General features: G+C 64.1%; 17 protein-coding genes. 3 read left to right on the forward strand and 14 right to left on the reverse strand.

What is annotated here, in order from left to right; all coding sequences use genetic code 11:
• Window positions 1-3 precede the first annotated feature (3 nt).
• Both IVB54_RS13440 and IVB54_RS13445 read left to right on the forward strand, forming a co-directional pair.
• Entirely contained in the window at window positions 4-780 is a 777-nt protein-coding gene (locus IVB54_RS13440) for an imidazole glycerol phosphate synthase cyclase subunit (RefSeq protein ID WP_063995631.1), read from the forward strand.
• A 4-nt stretch (window positions 781-784) separates the two neighbouring features.
• Window positions 785-1,450, forward strand: a complete 666-nt coding sequence (locus tag IVB54_RS13445; protein WP_247378091.1) for a hypothetical protein — start codon at window positions 785-787, stop codon at window positions 1,448-1,450.
• On the opposite strand, the gene IVB54_RS13450 is transcribed toward IVB54_RS13445, so the two are convergent.
• From IVB54_RS13450 to IVB54_RS13485, 8 genes are all read right to left on the reverse strand, one after another.
• Window positions 1,451-2,764, reverse strand: coding sequence for an aminotransferase class III-fold pyridoxal phosphate-dependent enzyme (locus tag IVB54_RS13450; protein ID WP_247455176.1), 1,314 nt, complete (start codon window positions 2,762-2,764; stop codon window positions 1,451-1,453).
• Window positions 2,765-2,999: 235 nt separating this feature from the next.
• Entirely contained in the window at window positions 3,000-4,211 is a 1,212-nt protein-coding gene (locus IVB54_RS13455) for a glycosyltransferase family 4 protein (RefSeq protein WP_247378089.1), read from the reverse strand.
• Window positions 4,212-4,233: 22 nt separating this feature from the next.
• Window positions 4,234-5,205, reverse strand: a complete 972-nt coding sequence (locus IVB54_RS13460; protein ID WP_276577067.1) for a GDP-L-fucose synthase — start codon at window positions 5,203-5,205, stop codon at window positions 4,234-4,236.
• A complete protein-coding gene (gene gmd, locus IVB54_RS13465) occupies window positions 5,186-6,271 on the reverse strand; it encodes a GDP-mannose 4,6-dehydratase (RefSeq protein ID WP_247455175.1) in 1,086 nt (361 codons plus the stop codon). Before gmd ends, IVB54_RS13460 begins: the two co-directional genes overlap by 20 nt.
• Window positions 6,272-6,484: 213 nt before the next feature.
• Window positions 6,485-7,003, reverse strand: a complete 519-nt coding sequence (locus IVB54_RS13470; protein WP_247777286.1) for an HAD family hydrolase — start codon at window positions 7,001-7,003, stop codon at window positions 6,485-6,487.
• Window positions 7,004-7,093: 90 nt separating this feature from the next.
• Window positions 7,094-7,456, reverse strand: coding sequence for a hypothetical protein (locus IVB54_RS13475; protein WP_247777287.1), 363 nt, complete (start codon window positions 7,454-7,456; stop codon window positions 7,094-7,096).
• A gap of 14 nt (window positions 7,457-7,470) precedes the next feature.
• Window positions 7,471-8,175 carry a hypothetical protein gene (locus IVB54_RS13480; RefSeq protein WP_247777288.1) on the reverse strand — a complete coding sequence of 235 codons (705 nt, stop codon included), beginning with the start codon at window positions 8,173-8,175 and terminating at the stop codon, window positions 7,471-7,473.
• Between the two features lie 120 nt (window positions 8,176-8,295).
• The gene (locus tag IVB54_RS13485; RefSeq protein WP_247378082.1) at window positions 8,296-9,519 is read right to left on the reverse strand and encodes an AMP-binding protein; all 1,224 of its coding nucleotides are present in this window, start codon (window positions 9,517-9,519) and stop codon (window positions 8,296-8,298) included.
• 86 nt (window positions 9,520-9,605) lie between these two features.
• Here IVB54_RS13485 and IVB54_RS13490 point away from each other — a divergent pair, with 86 nt between their 5' ends.
• Window positions 9,606-10,745 (forward strand): AGE family epimerase/isomerase, encoded by a 1,140-nt coding sequence (locus IVB54_RS13490; RefSeq protein WP_247547788.1) that lies wholly within the window; start codon window positions 9,606-9,608, stop codon window positions 10,743-10,745.
• A gap of 65 nt (window positions 10,746-10,810) precedes the next feature.
• Here the strand turns inward: IVB54_RS13490 and IVB54_RS13495 are convergent, their stop codons facing one another.
• From IVB54_RS13495 to IVB54_RS13520, 6 genes are all read right to left on the reverse strand, one after another.
• The gene (locus tag IVB54_RS13495) at window positions 10,811-11,650 is read right to left on the reverse strand and encodes an ABC transporter ATP-binding protein (RefSeq protein ID WP_247547787.1); all 840 of its coding nucleotides are present in this window, start codon (window positions 11,648-11,650) and stop codon (window positions 10,811-10,813) included.
• Window positions 11,651-11,830: 180 nt separating this feature from the next.
• Window positions 11,831-13,114, reverse strand: a complete 1,284-nt coding sequence (locus IVB54_RS13500) for an ABC transporter substrate-binding protein (protein ID WP_247386204.1) — start codon at window positions 13,112-13,114, stop codon at window positions 11,831-11,833.
• A 46-nt stretch (window positions 13,115-13,160) separates the two neighbouring features.
• A complete protein-coding gene (locus tag IVB54_RS13505; RefSeq protein ID WP_247547785.1) occupies window positions 13,161-14,234 on the reverse strand; it encodes a branched-chain amino acid ABC transporter permease in 1,074 nt (357 codons plus the stop codon).
• Between the two features lie 3 nt (window positions 14,235-14,237).
• The gene (locus IVB54_RS13510) at window positions 14,238-15,131 is read right to left on the reverse strand and encodes a branched-chain amino acid ABC transporter permease (RefSeq protein ID WP_247386207.1); all 894 of its coding nucleotides are present in this window, start codon (window positions 15,129-15,131) and stop codon (window positions 14,238-14,240) included.
• Window positions 15,132-15,351: 220 nt separating this feature from the next.
• The gene (locus IVB54_RS13515; protein WP_247547784.1) at window positions 15,352-17,283 is read right to left on the reverse strand and encodes a long-chain fatty acid--CoA ligase; all 1,932 of its coding nucleotides are present in this window, start codon (window positions 17,281-17,283) and stop codon (window positions 15,352-15,354) included.
• Window positions 17,280-18,101: an ABC transporter ATP-binding protein gene (locus IVB54_RS13520; RefSeq protein ID WP_007601963.1), complete on the reverse strand. Its 822-nt coding sequence runs from the start codon at window positions 18,099-18,101 to the stop codon at window positions 17,280-17,282. The genes IVB54_RS13515 and IVB54_RS13520 overlap by 4 nt, the downstream gene beginning before the upstream one ends.
• Window positions 18,102-18,347 lie beyond the last annotated feature (246 nt).

Genomic DNA, 18,347 nt, shown 5'->3' on the forward strand with positions numbered 1-18,347 from the left:
GCGATGTTGAAGAAGCGCCTGATCCCGAAATTTCTGCTGCGCGACGGCAGACTCGTCAAATATGTCCGCTTCTTCGAGAACGAGCGCGCCGCCGGCAATCCGGTGACGACCGCTAAAGTCTATAACGACTACGGTGTCGACGAGTTGATCGTGCTCGACATCGTGCCGAGCGCGGCCTCGCGCGGCCGCGTGGTCGACATCATCGAACGGATGTCGGAAGAGATTTTCATGCCCTTCACGGTGGGCGGCGGGGTCAAGACGCTCGACGACGTCAACATGCTGCTCCGCGCCGGCGCCGACAAGGTGTCGGTGAATTCGGAGGCCGTGCGGCGCCCGGAGTTCTTGCGCGAGGCAGCACGCACATTCGGCGACCAGTGCATGACGGTGTCGATCGACTACAAGCGGATCAGCCCCAACCACGCCAGCGTTTTTATCGACGGAGGCCGCGAGCATGTCGCGCTCGATCCGATCGAATGGGCGCAGCGCTGCGAAGACCTGCACTGTGGCGAAGTGCTGTTCGGCTCGATCGACCGCGATGGCACCATGAGTGGTTACGATCTCGAACTGATCCACAAGGCGGCAAGCGTCTTGAGCGTGCCGCTGATCGTCTCCGGCGGCTGCGGTTCGCTCCAGCATGCGATCGACGCACTCGAGGCTGGAGCGTCGGCGGTGGCGATCTCCTCGATGTTCCTCTTTACCGATCACAGCCCGATAAAGTTGCGTAGTCATTTGTTCTCGCGCGGTCTCGACGTGCGCGCTAGCTTCTCGAGCAGGAATTAGCACCGTGCAGCTTTCCCTGGCCCGCACCGATCTTGCGATCTATGTGCGAAAGCAGTTCGAGAACCTATTTCCTGATCGCGCAGACCTCGGCGACCTCCCGAAATTCGTCGAACTTGCACTCGGCCGGGTCGACCATTGCTTTTCGCGGCTGCGGCTGAAAGGGTTCTTTTCGAACGGCGAGGCTCGATTCTCGCACTGGCACTCCGACCAGTATGCGATCTTCCTCTATTTCCTTGCCAATTCAGCCTTTCGCGAATGGCCGGGCCACCCCATCGCGGACAAGGCGTATGCATTGAACAAGGCGCTGCACGCGCTCGACGCGTTCTACGAGGTGGAGCTGCCTGACGTGTTCGCGGTCCAGCATCCGGTCGGCACCGTGCTCGGCCGCGCCAGCTATTCGGACTATTTCATCTGCTATCACAATTGCACGGTGGGGGCGAACCTCGACAACGACTACCCGTCGTTCGGCCGCGGCATCGTGATGTATGGCGGCAGCCGCGTCATCGGCAAGACCGCCGTGGGCGACAACACTTTCGTGTCGACCGGCGCGATCGTCATTGACGGCGGTGCGCTTGCCGCCGACAGCATCTTGCACGGAATCTATCCCAAGGCGGCGCGATCGAAGACCTCGCGCAACGTGGTGCGGGATATCTTTGGCGTTGGGACCTGATCAGGTCAGCCGCTTGAATCCGGAATGCGCCACCGGGCCGCGCAGCAGCTGCTTGACGGCCTTCTGGTCTACGGCGGTGCGCAATTCGCGGAACACTTCCGTCACCGTTTCCAGATAGCGGTCGACATGGGCGTCGGTATGCGACCACATCGCGTAGAACGAGCCGGTGGCGAGGATGCCGCGGTCCAGCATCATCTGCGTGAAAAGAGTGCGCACCTCCTGCGCGTCGGGCAGATCGAAGGCGAAATGGCCGAGCGGCGAGATGCCGGAGACATGCAGTGACAGTCCGGTAACCTGCGACGCCTCAGTCCAGCCCTTCTGGATGCGAGTGCCGATCCGCATCAGGTGGCGGGCGACGTTCTGCTCGCGATGCTTGCGCAGGGTGGCAAGCGCTGCGACCGGGCCGACGCGCTCGGTCCATGCCGTCGAGCTGACGAAGGTCTCTTGGGCGGCGTCCATCACCGAGGCGCGGCCGACGATCGCAGCCATCGGGAAACCGTTGGCGATGGCCTTGGCGAACACGGCGATGTCGGGTTCGATGCCATAGGCGAGATGTGCGCCGCCGGAATTGATGCGGAAGCCCGACGTCACTTCGTCGAAGATCAGCGCGGCGCCGCTGCGGTGGGCGAGGGCACGGATGCCCTTGATGAAGGCGGGCTCGGGCTCGCTGGAGCGTACCGGCTCCATCACGATCGCGGCCAGCCGCTCGCCATGAGCGGCGACGATCGCCTCGATCTCGTCGAGCTTGTTGAAGTGGAACGGGTGCATCAGGCCGGCGAGGCCGCGCGGCACACCCTTGGTATCGAGGCCCGGCAGCAGATGTCCGTCCAGTGCGGTGGTCTCGCCGAGATTGGCGCTGAGGTACCAGTCGTGCCAGCCGTGATAGCCGCAGAACGCCACCATGTCGCGGCCGGTCGCGGCGCGAGCGATGCGCACCGCGATCGCCATGGCCTCGCCGCCGGCGCGGCCGAAGCGCACCATGTCGGCCCAGGGATGCAGCTCGACCAGGAGTTCCGCGAGCTCGATATCCTCGGCGCAGTTCAGGGTCGACATCGAGCCCATGTCGATCGCGGTCTTCACCGCGGCATCGACGTCGGGATCGGCAAAGCCCAGAATCGTGGCGCCGATGCCGCAATAGCTCATGTCGAGATAGGTCTTGCCGTCGAGATCTGTAACCTCGGCGCCCTTGGCCGATTTGAAATAGGTCGGCCACTGTTCCGGCAGGAACATTTCCGGCCGCTTTGAGAGCAATTGCGTTCCACCGGGCATGACCCTGCGCGCGCGTCGATAAAGCGTCTGGCCGGTGCTCGACATTGGATTCTCCTGCGCGGAAGGCAAGCGGTGGATACCGCAAGCCCACCGGACAGGCAAGGTGCCCAGGAAGGGCTGTGCATGCTTGAAATCCGCGCGCGGCGCTGCAAGACGGACGGGCGGCTGATCGTGCCGGGGAGAGGGACCATCATGGTGGCCTCGACGCGCGCACGCCGCTTGCCGTCGAACTCTACAAGCGCGTTCGCCGCGGCAGCGACTGTCTCGGCGAGTGACGCACTCACCGGCGGGTCTTTCCCTGGCTGACGACGCTGACGACCTCGCGATAGCGGGCCAGAGCAACATCCTCGCGATATTTCTCGGCGACGCCGGCCGCATGAACGCCCTTGTCTATCGTGGCCTGTCGATCGCGCGCCGCCTCGCGAATGGCGCATGCAAGCTCGGCGGGATTTTCCGGCGGGACGACCCATCCGATCGCCTCTTCACCGAGCACGAGCGCGCCTTCCGAATTCGCTTCCGAGGTGACGGCCACCGGCCGGCCAACGGCGAGGACGTTGTAGAGCCGGCTCGGGATCGATACGCCAGCGATATGCCGGCGATAGGGAATGACCCACAGATCGGCGGCCGCCAGGAATTCGACGAGCTCGTCTTCCGGCACCGGTTCGAGCATCGTCACGTTCTCAAGCCTGTCCTTGGCATGGAGGTCGTTTAGCACGCCCCAGCCAACGCCCCAGCCGGACAGGACGAAATGAATGTCCGTCTCGTCGCGCAGCAGGCGGGCCGCTTCGAAGACGGTGACGGGGTCGTGGGTGAAGCCGAGATTGCCCGACAGGCCGACGATGAATCGGGAAGGATCCGGTGCGCGGAAGCGGTTGGCTGGATCGATCTCGCGATAGCCAATCGGGATCAGCGCCCAGTTCGGAATGAAGTGGAGTTGATTGGCGACGACCCCGCTATATTTTTCGATGAGCGGCGGCACGTCGCGGCCGATCACGACGATCGCGTCCAGACGCCGGAATAGCAGCGTGTTGGCAAAGCGGATGAGCCGGACCGCAAGCGAGTTGGAGCGAACCATGCCGGCTGCTTCGAGCGCTTCCGGGTAGAGGTCGTAGATGAGCAGCATGGTCTTTGCGCCCCGCAGCTTGGCTGCGAGGAGCACCGTGTAGGGCAGGGTGAACGGCGTGGTGACGCAGAAGACGATGTCTCCTGGCCTTGCCCGCCGCAGGACGGAGAAGAACATCTGGGCCGCAAGCAGGCAGATGGCCGCCGCGCGCTGGACAATCGCGGCCTTGCGCGGATTCCAGCTCTTGAGTTCGACCACCTCGGGCTTGCCGGGTTGACCGGCTGCGCGCGAGCCTGGTGTCGCGGAGATCACGACCACCTGACGATCCCTTGCGAGGCTTTCGGCGATCTTGCCGACATAGACCGCAGTCGTGGACGCATCGGGCGGGTAGAACTGGGCCGCGATCATCAGTCTTGCGGGAGTATCCATGTGCGAGCACGATCCTCGCCGGTCAGGCGTGAGGCTGTGAGAGCCCTTTGGCCTGGCTCTCCGCCAGATAGGCCGCATAGGCGCTGCGGATGCCGTCTTCCAGCGAGGTCCTGGGGCGCCAGCCGAGCTTGGCGAGGCGGCTGATGTCGAGCAGCTTGCGCGGCGTGCCGTCGGGCCGCGAGCTGTCGAAAGTGATCTCGCCGCTGTAACCGACGATGTCGGCAACCAAGCGCGCGAACTCGGCGATGGTGATGTCCTCTCCGGTGCCGATGTTGACCAGCTCGGCACTCGAATAGGTCTTCATCAGGTGCACGCAGGCATCCGCCATGTCGTCGACATAAAGGAACTCGCGCCGCGGCGTGCCCGTGCCCCAGACCACGACGCTCTTCGCGCCCGTAAGCTTGGCCTCGTGGAAGCGCCGGATCAGGGCCGCGACCACATGGCTCATTTCGGGATGATAGTTGTCGCCGGGGCCGTAGAGATTGGTCGGCATCACGCTCATGAAGTCGCTGCCATACTGGCTGCGATAGGCCTCGGCCATCTTGATCCCGGCGATCTTGGCGATCGCATAGGGCTCGTTGGTCGGCTCAAGCGGGCCCGTCAGGACCGAATCTTCTCGCAATGGCTGCGGCGCCATTTTCGGATAGATGCAGGATGAGCCCAGAAACATCAGCTTCTCGGCGCCGTTCTGATGCGCGGCCTGGATCACGTTGGTCGCGATCGCGATGTTGTCGTAGATGAATTCTGCCCGCAGTGTGTTGTTGGCGGCGATGCCGCCGACCTTTGCCGCGGCAAGGAAGATCACCTGCGGCCGCGTCTTCGCGAACCAGTCGAACACCGCGGCCTGGTTGCAGAGATCGACCTCGCGCCGGTCCACGGTGACGAGCTTGACCTCCTCCCGTTCGAGCCGGCGCACAAGCGCGCTGCCGACCATGCCGCGATGGCCAGCGACGTAGACGCTTTTGCCTTTCAGCTCAAACGGTGCGTTTGCCACTCGCCGCGTCCCGTTTTGCGTCCGCCAGATCGCTTGCCATCATCTCCGCGACGAGCTCTGCAAAGCTCCGCTTCGGCGTCCAGCCAAGCACCTCGCGCGCCTTGCTGGCGTCGCCGACGAGGAGATCGACCTCGGTGGGGCGGAAATAGGTCGAATCGATCTTCACCACCGTCTTGCCGGTCTTGGTGTCGACGCCGGTCTCGTCAACACCCTCTCCGCGCCATTCGATGCGGCGGCCAACCTGCGCGAACGACAGCTCGACCATCTCGCGCACGGAGTGCATCTCGCCGGTGGCGAGCACGAAATCGTCCGGCTTGTCGGCCTGCAGGATCTTGTGCATGCCTTCGACATAGTCGCGGGCGTGGCCCCAGTCCCGCTTGGCCGAGAGATTGCCGAGATAGAGCGTCTGTTCGAGGCCGACCTCGATGCGGGCGACGCCGCGCGTGATCTTGCGGGTGACGAAGGTCTCGCCGCGGATCGGGCTCTCGTGGTTGAACAGGATGCCGTTACTCGCGAACATGCCATAGGCCTCGCGATAGTTCACCGTGATCCAGTAGCCGTAGAGTTTTGCGACGCCGTAGGGCGAGCGCGGATAGAACGGCGTGGTCTCCTTCTGCGGGATCTCCTGGACGAGGCCATAGAGTTCGGAGGTCGAGGCTTGGTAGAACCGCGTCTCCTTTTCCATGCCGAGGATGCGGATCGCTTCCAGCAGGCGCAGCACGCCGATGCCGTCGGCGTTAGCGGTGTATTCCGGGCTCTCGAAGCTGACGGCGACGTGGCTCTGGGCGGCAAGATTGTAGATCTCGGTCGGCCGGATCTGCTGCACCAGGCGGATCAGATTGGTCGAGTCGGTCATGTCGCCGTAGTGCATCAGGAACGGCACGTTCCCCAGATGCGGGTCCTGATAGAGATGATCGACCCGCGCGGTGTTGAACGAGGACGAACGCCGCTTGATCCCGTGCACAACATAGCCGAGCGACAGCAGATACTCGGCGAGATAGGCGCCGTCCTGGCCGGTCACACCGGTGATCAAGGCGACGCGCTGTTTGGAGTCTTGCGCAGTCATAGCTGTTTCCAGGCACCCGGCTTGGGATTGAGGGAGGTTGCGTATCCTACTTTTCTTGCGGTGTCTTGTTTTCCAGCAAGACGCGATTGCCAACTAAATTCCTTCGTATTTCCAATTGGTTAAGGGAGTTTGAGCGGGCGGGGAGGGCGCCTGCCGAGGCCTGGCAGACGAATCCCCGGTTCCGGCCGCTCCAGCCGAACGGGAGCGGGTGCCTCAGGTGAGCTTCAGCGCCTCTCCCACGAAAGTCGCGAGATTGCCTTCTTGAAACAACAGGCCGCGGACGCCGGCTGCGCGCGCTGCCTCCAGGTCGCGGTCCTGATCGCCGATCAGGAGGCTTCTGTCGGCTGCGACGGGGAAGCGCTTCATCAGGTCAGTGATCATACCGGGTGCGGGCTTGCGCCGGCCGCTGTCGCGACGGTAGCGCTCGACGGCGGCCTCGGGATGGTCGGGACAATATTCGAACGCATCGATATGCGCGCCGACCGCGGCGAGTTCCTCCGCCATCCAGCGGTGGAGGGCGTCAACGTTGCTCTCCGAATAGAAGCCGCGGGCGACCCCGGACTGGTTGGTGATAACGAAGGCGAAATAGCCGGCCTCGTTCACGAGCCTGACCGCCTCGCGCGCACCGTCCATCCATTTGAACTTGCTGGCCTCAAAAAGGTAGCCCACGTCGTGATTGAGGACGCCGTCGCGGTCGAAGAAGACGGCCGGGCGTCTCGATGTCGTCATCATGGGGTGCCACAATAGTTGTTTGCGGCCCTTGTTCGCCGTCCTGGCGGCGGATTGTCAAGGATGTCGGCGAATTCCGACCGGGCTTGGCGGTTACGTCGGCTCCGTCAGCATCATGGTCACCGCTAGCCTGCGGCGGTCGCGCACCATGCCGCCGCGGTGGATCCCGAACGGATCGAACAGCACCGCGTCGCCCTGGTCGCTGGTCAGGCGCCATTCGTTGCCGAGGATAGTGTCGGCATATTCGTTGCCAGCCGGCAGGTCGACGCCGAACGCTGCCTTACGCTGCAGGAACTTTGGGAACGCATTGAATAGCCGGCGGCTTTGCGGCTTGGTCCAGGACAGGCCGGCATAGTCGTTGGCGCGCCGGATCAGGCCGTCCCAGAAGTTGCGGCTCGCGCGATGCGTTCCCCGAACATAGGTGAACGGGCCGTTGTCGGGCCCGACCTCGCTCACATAGATGATGAACTTCAGGAGATTGTAGGTCGCATCGACGTGACAATAGTCACGGGCGAGTCGGCAACGCCAACGTCGCTGAAGTGATTCGACCAGAACGCGTCGTTCGGGTCATTGATCTGCGGCACCACATGGGCGATCGCCACCGGACGACCGAGATAAGCGCTAGCTTCGATGACGCCAAGCTCGGCCGCCAGTTGGTTGAAATAGGCATAGACTTCCGGGCAGACGTCCTTGTCTAGCCACAGCCGCGTCTCGTCAAAATGGCGCTGATCCGGGGTCTTTTGCGCGAGCCTTGCTTCCAGCGTGCGGTAGTGCGGGGAAAGCAGGTCGCGGACGCGGCCGAGCTGTTCCGCCGGCAACCGCAAACCCGCGATGCCGTCGAGGTTAAGCGTGTTCAGCACGCTGGTCCCGGCCGCCGTCACCGGCTCCGCCGGCCGGCGCATCAGTCGCCGCAGCTTCTGTGTCGCGATCAGCCCCAGATAGGTCGGCGAGCGCCGGATCAACTCGGCGACCTTGTTCGATCTGTCCTTGGGACGCGGCAGATGCTCGTAATCGGCCACCAGGCGCGCCGCGATGATCGCAAAGCCCGATGCGAATTTCGCTAGCGCGGCGACGCGGTCGCCGAGGCTCGGCTTCGGGAAAGCGGTGCCGTAGGCGGGGTGGTGAGGATAGTTGATGACCGGCAGGTGATCGTACGAATACGGATGCGATGTCATGGCTCCGCCTTTAAGGACCGCTGCCTTATTCGGATGGCAGGCGCCAATCGTCATTGACGTCGATCAATGACGACTCACTTCGTCGGCAGGAGCAGTCGGAATCGTCCGACCCGGCAGCGGTTAGCGCTCGTCGGAGATTGCCTTGCCGTCGTTCGGCAGCGCGCCCGGGCTCACCAGCTCGACGGCGCCGCCAAGCTTGGTCACGGCGCGCAAGCTGGCCGCGAGTTCGTCGCGCAACGCCTCGCTCGCCGCAGCCGTCTCCGCCCTTAGCGTCATCGCGTCGCTTTCGCCATGGCGTGACACGACAAGGCGCAGGCGCCCGAGCGCGGGGTGGCGCCTGGCGATGTCGGCGACCTGCTCGGGGCGGACGAACATGCCCTTGACCTTGGTGGTCTGGTCGGCGCGGCCCATCCAGCCCTTGATGCGCATGTTGGTACGCCCGCACGGGCTGGTGCCCGGCATCGCCGCGGTGAGGTCGCCGAGAGCGAGCCGGATCCAGGGATGGTGCGGGTCGAGCGAGGTCACGACGATCTCGCCGACGTCGCCGGGTGCCACGGGATCACCGGTACCGGGCTTGACGATCTCCATGATCAGGTCCTCGTTCACGACCATGCCCTCGCGCGCCGCGGTCTCGAAGGCGATGAGGCCGAGATCGGCGGTCCCGAAGGCTTGGTAGGCGTCGATGCCGCGCCCCTTGATCTCGGCCTGGAGCGAGGGCGGGAACGCCGCGCCCGAGACCAGCGCGCGCTTGATCGAGGAGACGTCGCGGCCCGAGCTTGCAGCAGCATCGAGCAAGATCTTCAGGAAGTCCGGCGTGCCGCTGTAGCCGACGGGACGGTAGGCCTCGATCAGCTCGAATTGCTGCTCGGTATTCCCTGGACCTGCCGGGATCACGGCGCAACCGAGCGCGCGGGCCGACGCATCGAAGATGAAGCCGCCGGGGGTGAGATGATAGCTGAAGGTGTTGAGCACGATGTCATCGGGCCTGAACCCGGCCGCGAACAGCGCCCGTGCGCCGCGCCAGGGGTCAGCCTGCCGCCCCTCCGGCTCGAAAATCGGCCCTGGGGAGGTGAAGAGGCGGGCGAACGAACCGGGCGCCGCCGCGACCAACCCCCCAAAGGGCGCGGAGGCCTTGTGCAGGGCCGGCAGTTCCGACTTGCGCAGCACCGGCAGGCCCGCCAGGGCCGCCCTGGAGGTCACGGCGGCCGGATCGACGCCTTTCAGCCGATCGGCATAGGCGGGCGCGGTCATCGCAGAGCGCAGCACGCCTGGCAGGCGGGAGAACAGATCGGCCTCGCGCGCGGCTTGTTCGCGCGTCTCGAGGGCGTCGTAATGGGCGGTCATGGCTGATCTTTCCGGGTTGGCATCCGTTGCGCGCCGCCGCCGGCATGGGTATCAGACGGCCATGGACGAGGTTTGAAGAGGACGCGATGGCGGACGAGGGAATCAGTGCGGCGGACGTCGTCGCACGCCTGAAGCGCCGCATGATCGACGAGGCGCTGCCGCTGTGGTCGACGGTCGGTTGGGACCATGGCGCGGGTGGTTTCATGGATCGGCTGCATCGTGACGGCACGGCGGACAGCGCCGCGCCGCGGCGCGTGTTCGTGCAGGCCCGCCAGATCTGGTGCTACGCCAAGGCTGCGCAGATGGGCTGGTACCCTGAGGGGCGCGCCGTCGCACTGAAGGGGCTCGAGCATCTGCTTGCCAAAGCAAAGGCCCCCGACGGCCGGCCCGGCTACGTGCACCGGCTGACGCCGCAGGGTGCGGTGCTGGACGCCCGCCGCGATGCCTACGACCACGCCTTCATCCTGTTTGCGCTCGCGACCGTCTACGCGCTCGACCAGGATGCACAGGTTCGCGCCGAGATCGACGCGCTGCTCGCCTTCCTCGACGGCCATCTGCGCTCGCCGCACGGCGGCGTCCACGAAGGCCTTCCGGTCTCGCTGCCGCGCCGGCAGAACCCGCACATGCATCTGTTCGAGGCGATGATCGCCTGCTTCGACGCGACCCACGATTTGTCTTTCCAGAACCGTGCCGGCGAGTTCTTCGCGCTGTTCCTCGCCAATCTCTACGACAAGCGGACGCGCGCGCTCGGCGAATATTTCGAAGAGGACTGGTCGAAGATCGCGCCGGTCAGCGTCGAGCCGGGCCACCAGGCGGAATGGGTCTGGTTGCTGAAGGGGTTCGAACGCATCACGGGCTGCCCGACCGGACAGCGGCGCGCCGAGCTGCTGGAAACCGCGCTGCGATATCGCGACGAGGCCACCGGCTGCCTGATCGACGAGGGTGACGACGCAGGCAACATTCGCCGCACTACGCGCCGGCTGTGGCCACAGACCGAGATTGCGAAGGCGTGGATCGCGCAGGCCGAATCCGGCGAGGCGGGCGCGGCGGACGAGGCGCGCATGGCGCTGGCGCGGCTCGAACGGCATTATCTCAGCCATCCCGTGCGGGGCGGCTGGTACGACCAGTTCGAGCGCGATGGCAAATCGCTGATCGACACCATTCCTGCGTCGTCGTTCTATCATGTTCTCTGCGCAGTCACGGAGGCGGAACAGGTGCTGCAGTAAGAGTGTGTTGTGTTGACGCGTTTGCTTCACGCGAACCGGTCCCCACTTCGCTCGAAAACGACATGTCAGAGCCAGCGCTTGCGTCGCTTGAAGCTTTTGAGGTTCTTGAAGCTCTTCCGCTGGTCGCCAGCCCCGCCGAGGTAGAATTCCTTGACGTCCTCATTGTCGCGCAACTCGTCGGGGGTTCCGTCGAGCACGACCTTGCCCTGCTCCATGATGTAGCCGTGGCTTGCCACCGACAGCGCGGCGCGGGCGTTCTGCTCGACCAGGAGAATGGTGACGCCGAGGTCACGATTGATCTTGTGGATGATCGAGAACACCTCTTTCACCAGCAGCGGCGACAGGCCCATCGATGGCTCGTCCATCAGGATCATCTTCGGGCGAGCCATCAGCGCGCGACCGATCGCGAGCATCTGCTGCTCGCCGCCGGAGAGATAACCGGCAAGCCCGGTGCGCTCCTTCAGGCGCGGGAAATAGTCGAAGACCATATCGAGATCGGCGCCGACCTCGCGGTCCCTGCGGGTGAATGCGCCGAGCTTGAGGTTTTCCAGCGAGGTCATGTCGGCAACGATGCGCCGGCCCTCCATCACCTGGAAGATGCCGCGGCGGACGATCTTGTCGGGATCGATGCCGTTGATGCGCTCGCCCTCGAACAGGATCTCGCCGCGCGTGACTTCGCCGTCCTCGGTCTTGAGCAGCCCGGAGATCGCCTTCAGCGTCGTCGACTTGCCGGCGCCATTGGCGCCGAGCAGCGCCACGATCGCGCCCTTGGGCACGTCAAGGCTGAGGCCGCGCAGCACCAGGATGACGTCGTCATAGACGACCTCGATGTTGCGCACGGCAAGGAGGGGCGGCGCGGGTACAACGCCGGGGGAGGGGCGCTCGATGTGAGCCGCTTCACTCATGGTCAGTTACTCTCTCGATGTCGTCACCCGCCTTGTGCGCAATCGCACTGGGGCGGGTGACCCAGTATTCCAGAGACGCCGGAGATTCACCGGGAAGCCGCGGCGGACTGGATCCCCCGCTCCAGTGCGCGCTGCGCACAAGGCGGGGGATGATAGTTGTGCGGAGGGCGAAAGCGAGGCTCACCAGCCCAGCAATTCCGGCTTGCGCGGGAGCTCGACGGTCTTGACCTTCTCGAGCTTGATCGCGCCCTTGGCCATGAGGTCGTTGAGGTCGCCGTCGGTCGCGCCCGCAATCTTGGTGCGGTAGAGGTCGACCTTCAGCGTGCCGCGGTGGTCCTTGTCGGTCCAGGTCGAGGGATTGCAGACGCCTTCCATGCCGGCTGGCACCCAGTCCTTCTTCTGGTAGAAGCCCTTGGCGACGTTCTCGCCGGTGGCGCCGCCGTTCTTGGCGGCCCAATCGATCGCCTCCTTCATGTAGAGCGCCGAGCACACCGCCGCGATGTAGTGCACGGGCCGATAGACCTTGCCGGTCGGGTCGGACATCTTCGAGATCTCCATCACGGTCTTCATGCCGGGCGCATCGCCGCCCCAGCTCACAGCGGTGCGCAGCGGGAAGATCACGCCATCGGCGGCATCGCCGGCGGTCTTGGCGGCGTTCTCGTCCATGCCCCAGACATTGCCCATGAACTGGATGTCGACTCCGGCCGTCTTGCAGGCCTTCATCACCGAGATGTTGGACGCGGCGGTGTTGCCGAGATAGGCGTAGTTGGCGCCCGAGGATTTCAGGCTCAGGCACTGCGCGCTGTAGTCACCCGGCGCGAGCGCGAAAACCAGCGGCGGTAGCACCTCGAAACCGAGTTCCTGCGCCATGGCTTCGCCGGCGGCTTTCGGTGCGTTCGGATAGGGGTGGTTGGCGCCCATGTGGACGAATTTCGGCTTGCCGGGCTTGCCCTTGGCCTTCCAGTCCTCGGCCGCCCACATCAGCATAGCGCGGAGCGAGTCCGAATAGCTCGGGCCGTAGAAGAAATTGTACGGCGCGGGCTTGGCCTTGCCGCTGATACCTTCGGGGTCGGTGAGCGCGGCGGCATAGGAGCCGGACATGTCAGGGATCTTGTCCTGGGCGAGGAAGCCGGTCAGCGCCTCGGTGTCCGCGGTGCCCCAGCCCATGATCGCGGCGACCTTGCCGTCAGGCGCCGACCATTTCTTGTAGAGCGCGATCGCGCGCGGCACCTGGTAGCCGTAATCGTTGGTGTCGACATTGAGCTGCTTGCCGCCGACGCCGCCGTTCTTGTTGACCCAGGCGAAGGTGTCGGCGACGGCCTGGCCATAGGGTGTGCCGACGTCGGAGGTGCCGCCGGAATAATCGGCGAGGTGCCCGATCGCGATCTGCGCCTGCGCGCTTGCCGAGAATGCGGCGATCGCCAGCGCCAGCGACGCGGTGCTCAAAAGGGATTTTGTCTTCATGGGTTGCCTCCTCCTGTTTATTTGTTGGTTAGCGAGTTGCCCGCGCTCAATGCGAGAACGGGTAGAGTTTCCAGTACGCCTTGATCTGTCGCCAGCGATGGGCGAGCCCGTCGGGCTCGAACATCAGGAACGCGATGATGATCACCCCGATCGCGATCTCGCGCAGGAAGGTGATGTTGTTGTTGAGCGACAGCGCCTTGTCGATTGCGCCGCCCTTCAGCGCAACGCTGAGGAACTCCATCGTCTCGGGCAGCAGCACCACGAACGCGGTGCCCATCAGCGTGCCCATGATCGAACCGGTGCCGCCGATGATGATCATGGCGAGGAACAGGATCGAACGTTCGATGCCGAAACCCTCTTGCGATACCACGAGCTGGTAGTGCGCATAGAGCGCGCCGGCGATGCCGGCGAAGAACGCGGCAAGGCCGAACGACAGCGTGCGATACTTCGTGAGATTGATGCCCATGATCTCGGCGGAGAGATAATGGTCGCGGATCGCCACCAGCGCACGGCCATCGCGGGTACGCATCAGGTTGGTGACGAGGATGTAGCTCGCCAGCACATAGGCCAGCACAACGTAGAAATACTGCCTGTCGCCGCGCAGCGTGTGTCCGAAGATCGAGAATGTATTTGCGCTCGCCGGCACCGAGCCGCCGGTGAACCACTCAGCGCGGGAGAAGAAGTCGAGCAGGATGTATTGCGCGGCCAGTGTCGCGATCACTAGGTAGAGCCCCTTCAGGCGCGCCGCCGGGATGCCGAAGATCAGCCCGACCAGCGCCGTGATGATGCCGGCAAGCGGGATCGCGAAGAACACCGGGATCGGCGCGTTGTTTGAGATGTAGGCCGAGGTGAAAGCGCCGAGCAGGAAGAAGGCGGCATGGCCGATCGAGATCTGGCCGGTAAAGCCGACCAGGATGTTCAGCCCCAGCGCCGCGATCGAGAAGATGCCGATCTGGATCAGGATACTGAGCCAGTAACCGCTGAAGAACTGGGGCGCGAAGCACAGCAGCAGCACGCCGACGATCGCAAAATTGCGGCTGCTCGTGGTCGGAAAGATCGTGGTGTCGGCCGCATAGGAGGTGCGGAAGTCACCAGCAGGGATGAGGACAGGGCCGGCCATGGATCAGATCCGCTCGATGTCGTGGGTGCCGAACAGGCCGTAGGGCTTGATCATCAGCACGATGATGAGGACGTAGAACGGCGCGATCTCGTAGAGATTGCCCCAGTGAAGGTATTCGCTGTCGATATATTGCGCGATGTTCTCGAGCAGGCCGATGATGATGCCGCCGAGCACGGCGCCGCCGACGGAATCGAGTCCGCCGAGGATCGCCGCCGGAAACACCTTAATGCCGTAGCCGGCCAACCCGGACGAGACGCCGTTCACCACGGCAACGACGACGCCCGCGACTGCGGAAACCGTCGCTGAGATCGCCCAGGCCATCGCGAACACGCTTTTCACGGAAATGCCGAGCGACTGTGCCACCTGCTGGTTGAACGCGGTGGCGCGCATCGCAAGGCCGTACTTCGAGGCGCGGAAGAACCAGGCCATGCCAATCATCATCGCGACCGAGACCACGAGACTCATGACATAGACCGTTTGGATCTGGAGCCCGAGCAGGCTGACGGACTGGCTCTCGAACACGCGCGGGAACGGCTGTGGATTGACACCGAACATCCATTTCAGCGTCGCCTGCAGCACGGTGGAGAGGCCGATCGTCACCATGATGACCGAGATGATGGGTTCACCGATCATCGGTCGCAGGATCAGGACCTGCACCGCGATGCCGAACACAAACATGAACACCAGCGTCATCGGCATGCCGATCCAGAACGGCACCTGGTATTTCGCGAGCAAGGTCCAGCACACCCAGGCGCCGACAAGCAAGAGCTCGCCCTGCGCGAAATTGACGACTTGGCTAGCCTTGTAGATCAGCACAAAGGACATCGCGACTACGCCATAGAGCGTGCCGACCACGAGGCCGTTGACCAGGAGCTGGATGAGGAAGGCGGTGTTCATGAAGTGGTGCTCGCTGACCAATCCGGCGCGCTCTTCCCCTCTCCCCTTGTGGGAGAGGGTGGCTTCGCGAAGCGAAGACGGGTGAGGGGTTGTCTCAGCAGTAAGGGCGGGGAGAGAGGACCCCTCACCCGAGGGAGGTCTTGGCTAATAGCGTAGATGCCCTCTCCCGCAAGGGGAGAGGACGCATCGACCCGCATCGCGCTCTCGGTTCGAAGTAGGCTCACTCCGCGGCCTCCGCCATGTGCCCGGGTCCGCCCAGGTCCACGACCCTCAGCGTTGTACGTACGCGCTGCGTGCTGCCGTCCTGGAAGCGGATCACGGTGTCCACGGGGATGTCGGCCTGGCCGCGGTAGATCGCGTCGATAATGCCTTCGTATTTTTCGTTGATGACGCTGCGGCGCACTTTCCGCGTGCGGGTGAGTTCGCCGTCGTCGGCGTCGAGCTCCTTGTAGAGCAGCAGGAAACGGGAGATGCGCTGTGCCGGCGGCAGAGTCGCGTTGACGGTCTCGACTTCCTTCTTGAGCAGCGCATAAACCTCGGGCCGCGAGGCCAGGTCGCTGTAGGTCGTAAACGAGAGCCGGTTTTTCTCCGCCCATTTCGAGATGATGGAGTAGCGGATGCAGATCATTGCGACGAGCGCGTCGCGCCCCGAGCCCAGCACCACGGCTTCGGCGATATAGGGCGAGAACTTCAACTTGTTCTCGATGAATTGCGGCGAGAAGCGCTCGCCGCGCGAGGTCTCGGCGAGATCCTTGATGCGGTCGATGACCACGAGCTGGCGATTCGCGTTGAAATAGCCGGCGTCGCCCGACAGCATCCAGCCGTCCCTGACGTCGGCGACGCTCGCCTCCGGGTTCTTGTAATAGCCGAGGAACATGTTGGGATGCCGCACCACGATCTCGCCGACGCCGTGGACGTCGGCATTGTCGATGCGGATCTCGACGCTGTCGGCCATCGGCACGCCCGTCGTGTCGGGGTCGACCTTGCCCGCAGGATGCAGCGTGTAAGCCCCCAGCAGCTCGGTCTGACCGTAGAGCGTGCGCAGCGGCACGCCCATGGCCTGGAAGAACTTGAAGGTCTCGGGGCCGAGTGCCGCGCCGCCGGTTGCGGCTGAACGCAGGCGGGTGAAGCCGAGGCGGTCGCGCAATGCACGGAACAGGATCGCGTCGGCAAAGCCGGAACGCTCGCCCTGTTCGAGCGCGGCAAGCCCGCTCTTCATGCCGATGTCGAACAGGCGCTGCTTGAACGGCGTTGCGTCCATCACCCTGGCGCGGACGTCGGCGGCGATCGATTCCCAAACGCGCGGCGCAAACAGGACAAACGTCGGCGCGATCTCGCGCAGATCGTTCATCATGGTCTCGGGCTCTTCGACGAAGTTGATCTTCATCCGGCACAAGAGGCCTTTGCCGAGTACATAGACCTGTTCCATGATCCAGGGCAGCGGCAGCACCGACACGTATTCGTCGTCCGGTCCTTTCGGGTCGAAGGCGAGATAGGTCGCGCAATGGCCGAGCACGCGGCCGGCGGCGAGCATCGCAAGCTTTGGATGCGAGGTGGTGCCCGATGTCGTGCAGAGGACCGCGACGTCCTCGCCCTTGGTCGCGTCCACCAGCCGGTCGTAAAGTTCCGGTTCGCGCGCAGCCCGCGCCCGGCCGAGTTCGGTAAACGTCTCCGCCGACATCAAACGCGGATCGTCGTATTTCCGCATGCCGCGCGGATCGGAATAGATGATGTGCTTCAGCTTCGGCACGCGGTCTGCGAGGGTGAGCAGCTTGTCGACCTGCTCCTCGTCCTCGGCGAAAACGAGCTGCGCCTCGCCATAATTGAGGAGATACGAAGCTTCTTCGTCGAGCACGTCGCGGTAGAGCCCGAGGCTCAAGCCTCCAACCGCATGAGTGGCGATTTCCGCCGCGACCCAGTCCGGCCGGTTGTCGCCGATGATGCCGATGACGTCCTGGCGTCCAAGGCCCAGTTCGATGAGGCCGAGCGCGAAGTCGCGCACCCGTGCCTGGTAGTCATTCCAGGTGAACGGGCGCCACAGCCCGAGATCCTTCTCGCGCAACGCAATCTCGTTGCCATACTCCTTCGCATTCAGCCGAAGCATTTTGGGATAGGTATTGGCCTGCGCGACGCGGCCTGCGTAATCCATCATGCCGCGCTCTCCTGCGCCGGCGGCGCATCGTCAGGGTCGACCAGCACCTCGTCCTCTTCGCCGAGATAGGCGCGCCTGACGTGGGGATCAGCGAGCACGGCGGCCGGATCGCCCTCGGCGATCTTGCGGCCGAAATCCAGCACCATGACGCGGTGGGAGATGTCCATCACCACGCCCATGTCGTGCTCGATCATCACCACGGTCATGCCGAACTCCTCGTTGAGATCGACGATGTACCGGGCCATGTCCTCCTTCTCCTCGAAGTTCATGCCGGCCATCGGCTCGTCGAGGAGAATGAGGCGCGGCTCCAGCGCCATGGCGCGGGCGAGCTCGACGCGCTTGCGCAAGCCGTAGGAGAGGGTGCCGGCCGGCGCCTTTCGCACCGACTGGAGGTCGAGGAAATCGATGATTTCTTCCACCTTGCGGCGGTGCTCGAGCTCTTCCTTGCGCGCGCCGGTGAGCCAGTACAGCGAGCCCGTGAGAAAATTGTTCTTCAGGAGGTGATGGCGGCCGACCATGATGTTGTCGAGCACGCTCATGTGGTGGAACAGCGCCAGGTTCTGGAAGGTGCGGCCGATGCCGAGCGAAGCGCGCGCGTTGGGCGTCAGGCCGGTGATGTCGCGGCCCTGGTAGAACAACTGGCCTTCGGTCGGCTTGTAGCGGCCGGAAATACAGTTCACGATCGAGGTCTTGCCGGCGCCGTTGGGGCCGATGATCGAGAACAGCTCGCCTTCCCTGATGGCGAAGCCGACATCGGTCAGCGCACGAACGCCGCCGAATCGCAAGGACACGCCGCGCACTTCAAGACTGGTAGCCACCAAACAGATCCCTCCCGGTGATGGCGCTTTCAGTGGCGCTCTTCGTCCGTTCCTGTCGTGCGATCCTAGTACGACCGTGCCGGTTAGGCCATGCAGCAGATGGTCTCGACCAGAGCCGCGCCGCTCTCGTTCCCGTTTGGGACAAAAGCCGCATCGCCCGAGGTGGTCCTCAATAGGGGAAAGCGCTATTTTGAAATGTCTCCCGCCTGACAATTCTGCGACAAAGTTTTTGGATGGGGAATCATC

The sequence above is a fragment of the Bradyrhizobium sp. CW1 genome (assembly GCF_023100665.1).
GTDB classification, from domain to species: domain Bacteria; phylum Pseudomonadota; class Alphaproteobacteria; order Rhizobiales; family Xanthobacteraceae; genus Bradyrhizobium; species Bradyrhizobium canariense_D.

What these genes read in the sequence shown, in the direction of transcription:
- IVB54_RS13500 (WP_247386204.1), bottom strand. Translation starts at nt 13,114, where the DNA reads ATGAAGACAAAATCCCTTTTGAGCACCGCGTCGCTGGCGCTGGCGATC.
- IVB54_RS13490 (WP_247547788.1), top strand. Translation starts at nt 9,606, where the DNA reads ATGGCGGACGAGGGAATCAGTGCGGCGGACGTCGTCGCACGCCTGAAG.
- IVB54_RS13450 (WP_247455176.1), bottom strand. Translation starts at nt 2,764, where the DNA reads ATGTCGAGCACCGGCCAGACGCTTTATCGACGCGCGCGCAGGGTCATG.
- gmd (WP_247455175.1), bottom strand. Translation starts at nt 6,271, where the DNA reads ATGACTGCGCAAGACTCCAAACAGCGCGTCGCCTTGATCACCGGTGTG.
- IVB54_RS13510 (WP_247386207.1), bottom strand. Translation starts at nt 15,131, where the DNA reads ATGAACACCGCCTTCCTCATCCAGCTCCTGGTCAACGGCCTCGTGGTC.
- IVB54_RS13470 (WP_247777286.1), bottom strand. Translation starts at nt 7,003, where the DNA reads ATGATGACGACATCGAGACGCCCGGCCGTCTTCTTCGACCGCGACGGC.
- IVB54_RS13455 (WP_247378089.1), bottom strand. Translation starts at nt 4,211, where the DNA reads ATGGATACTCCCGCAAGACTGATGATCGCGGCCCAGTTCTACCCGCCC.
- IVB54_RS13495 (WP_247547787.1), bottom strand. Translation starts at nt 11,650, where the DNA reads ATGAGTGAAGCGGCTCACATCGAGCGCCCCTCCCCCGGCGTTGTACCC.
- IVB54_RS13480 (WP_247777288.1), bottom strand. Translation starts at nt 8,175, where the DNA reads ATGACATCGCATCCGTATTCGTACGATCACCTGCCGGTCATCAACTAT.
- IVB54_RS13440 (WP_063995631.1), top strand. Translation starts at nt 4, where the DNA reads ATGTTGAAGAAGCGCCTGATCCCGAAATTTCTGCTGCGCGACGGCAGA.
- IVB54_RS13485 (WP_247378082.1), bottom strand. Translation starts at nt 9,519, where the DNA reads ATGACCGCCCATTACGACGCCCTCGAGACGCGCGAACAAGCCGCGCGC.
- IVB54_RS13515 (WP_247547784.1), bottom strand. Translation starts at nt 17,283, where the DNA reads ATGATGGATTACGCAGGCCGCGTCGCGCAGGCCAATACCTATCCCAAA.
- IVB54_RS13505 (WP_247547785.1), bottom strand. Translation starts at nt 14,234, where the DNA reads ATGGCCGGCCCTGTCCTCATCCCTGCTGGTGACTTCCGCACCTCCTAT.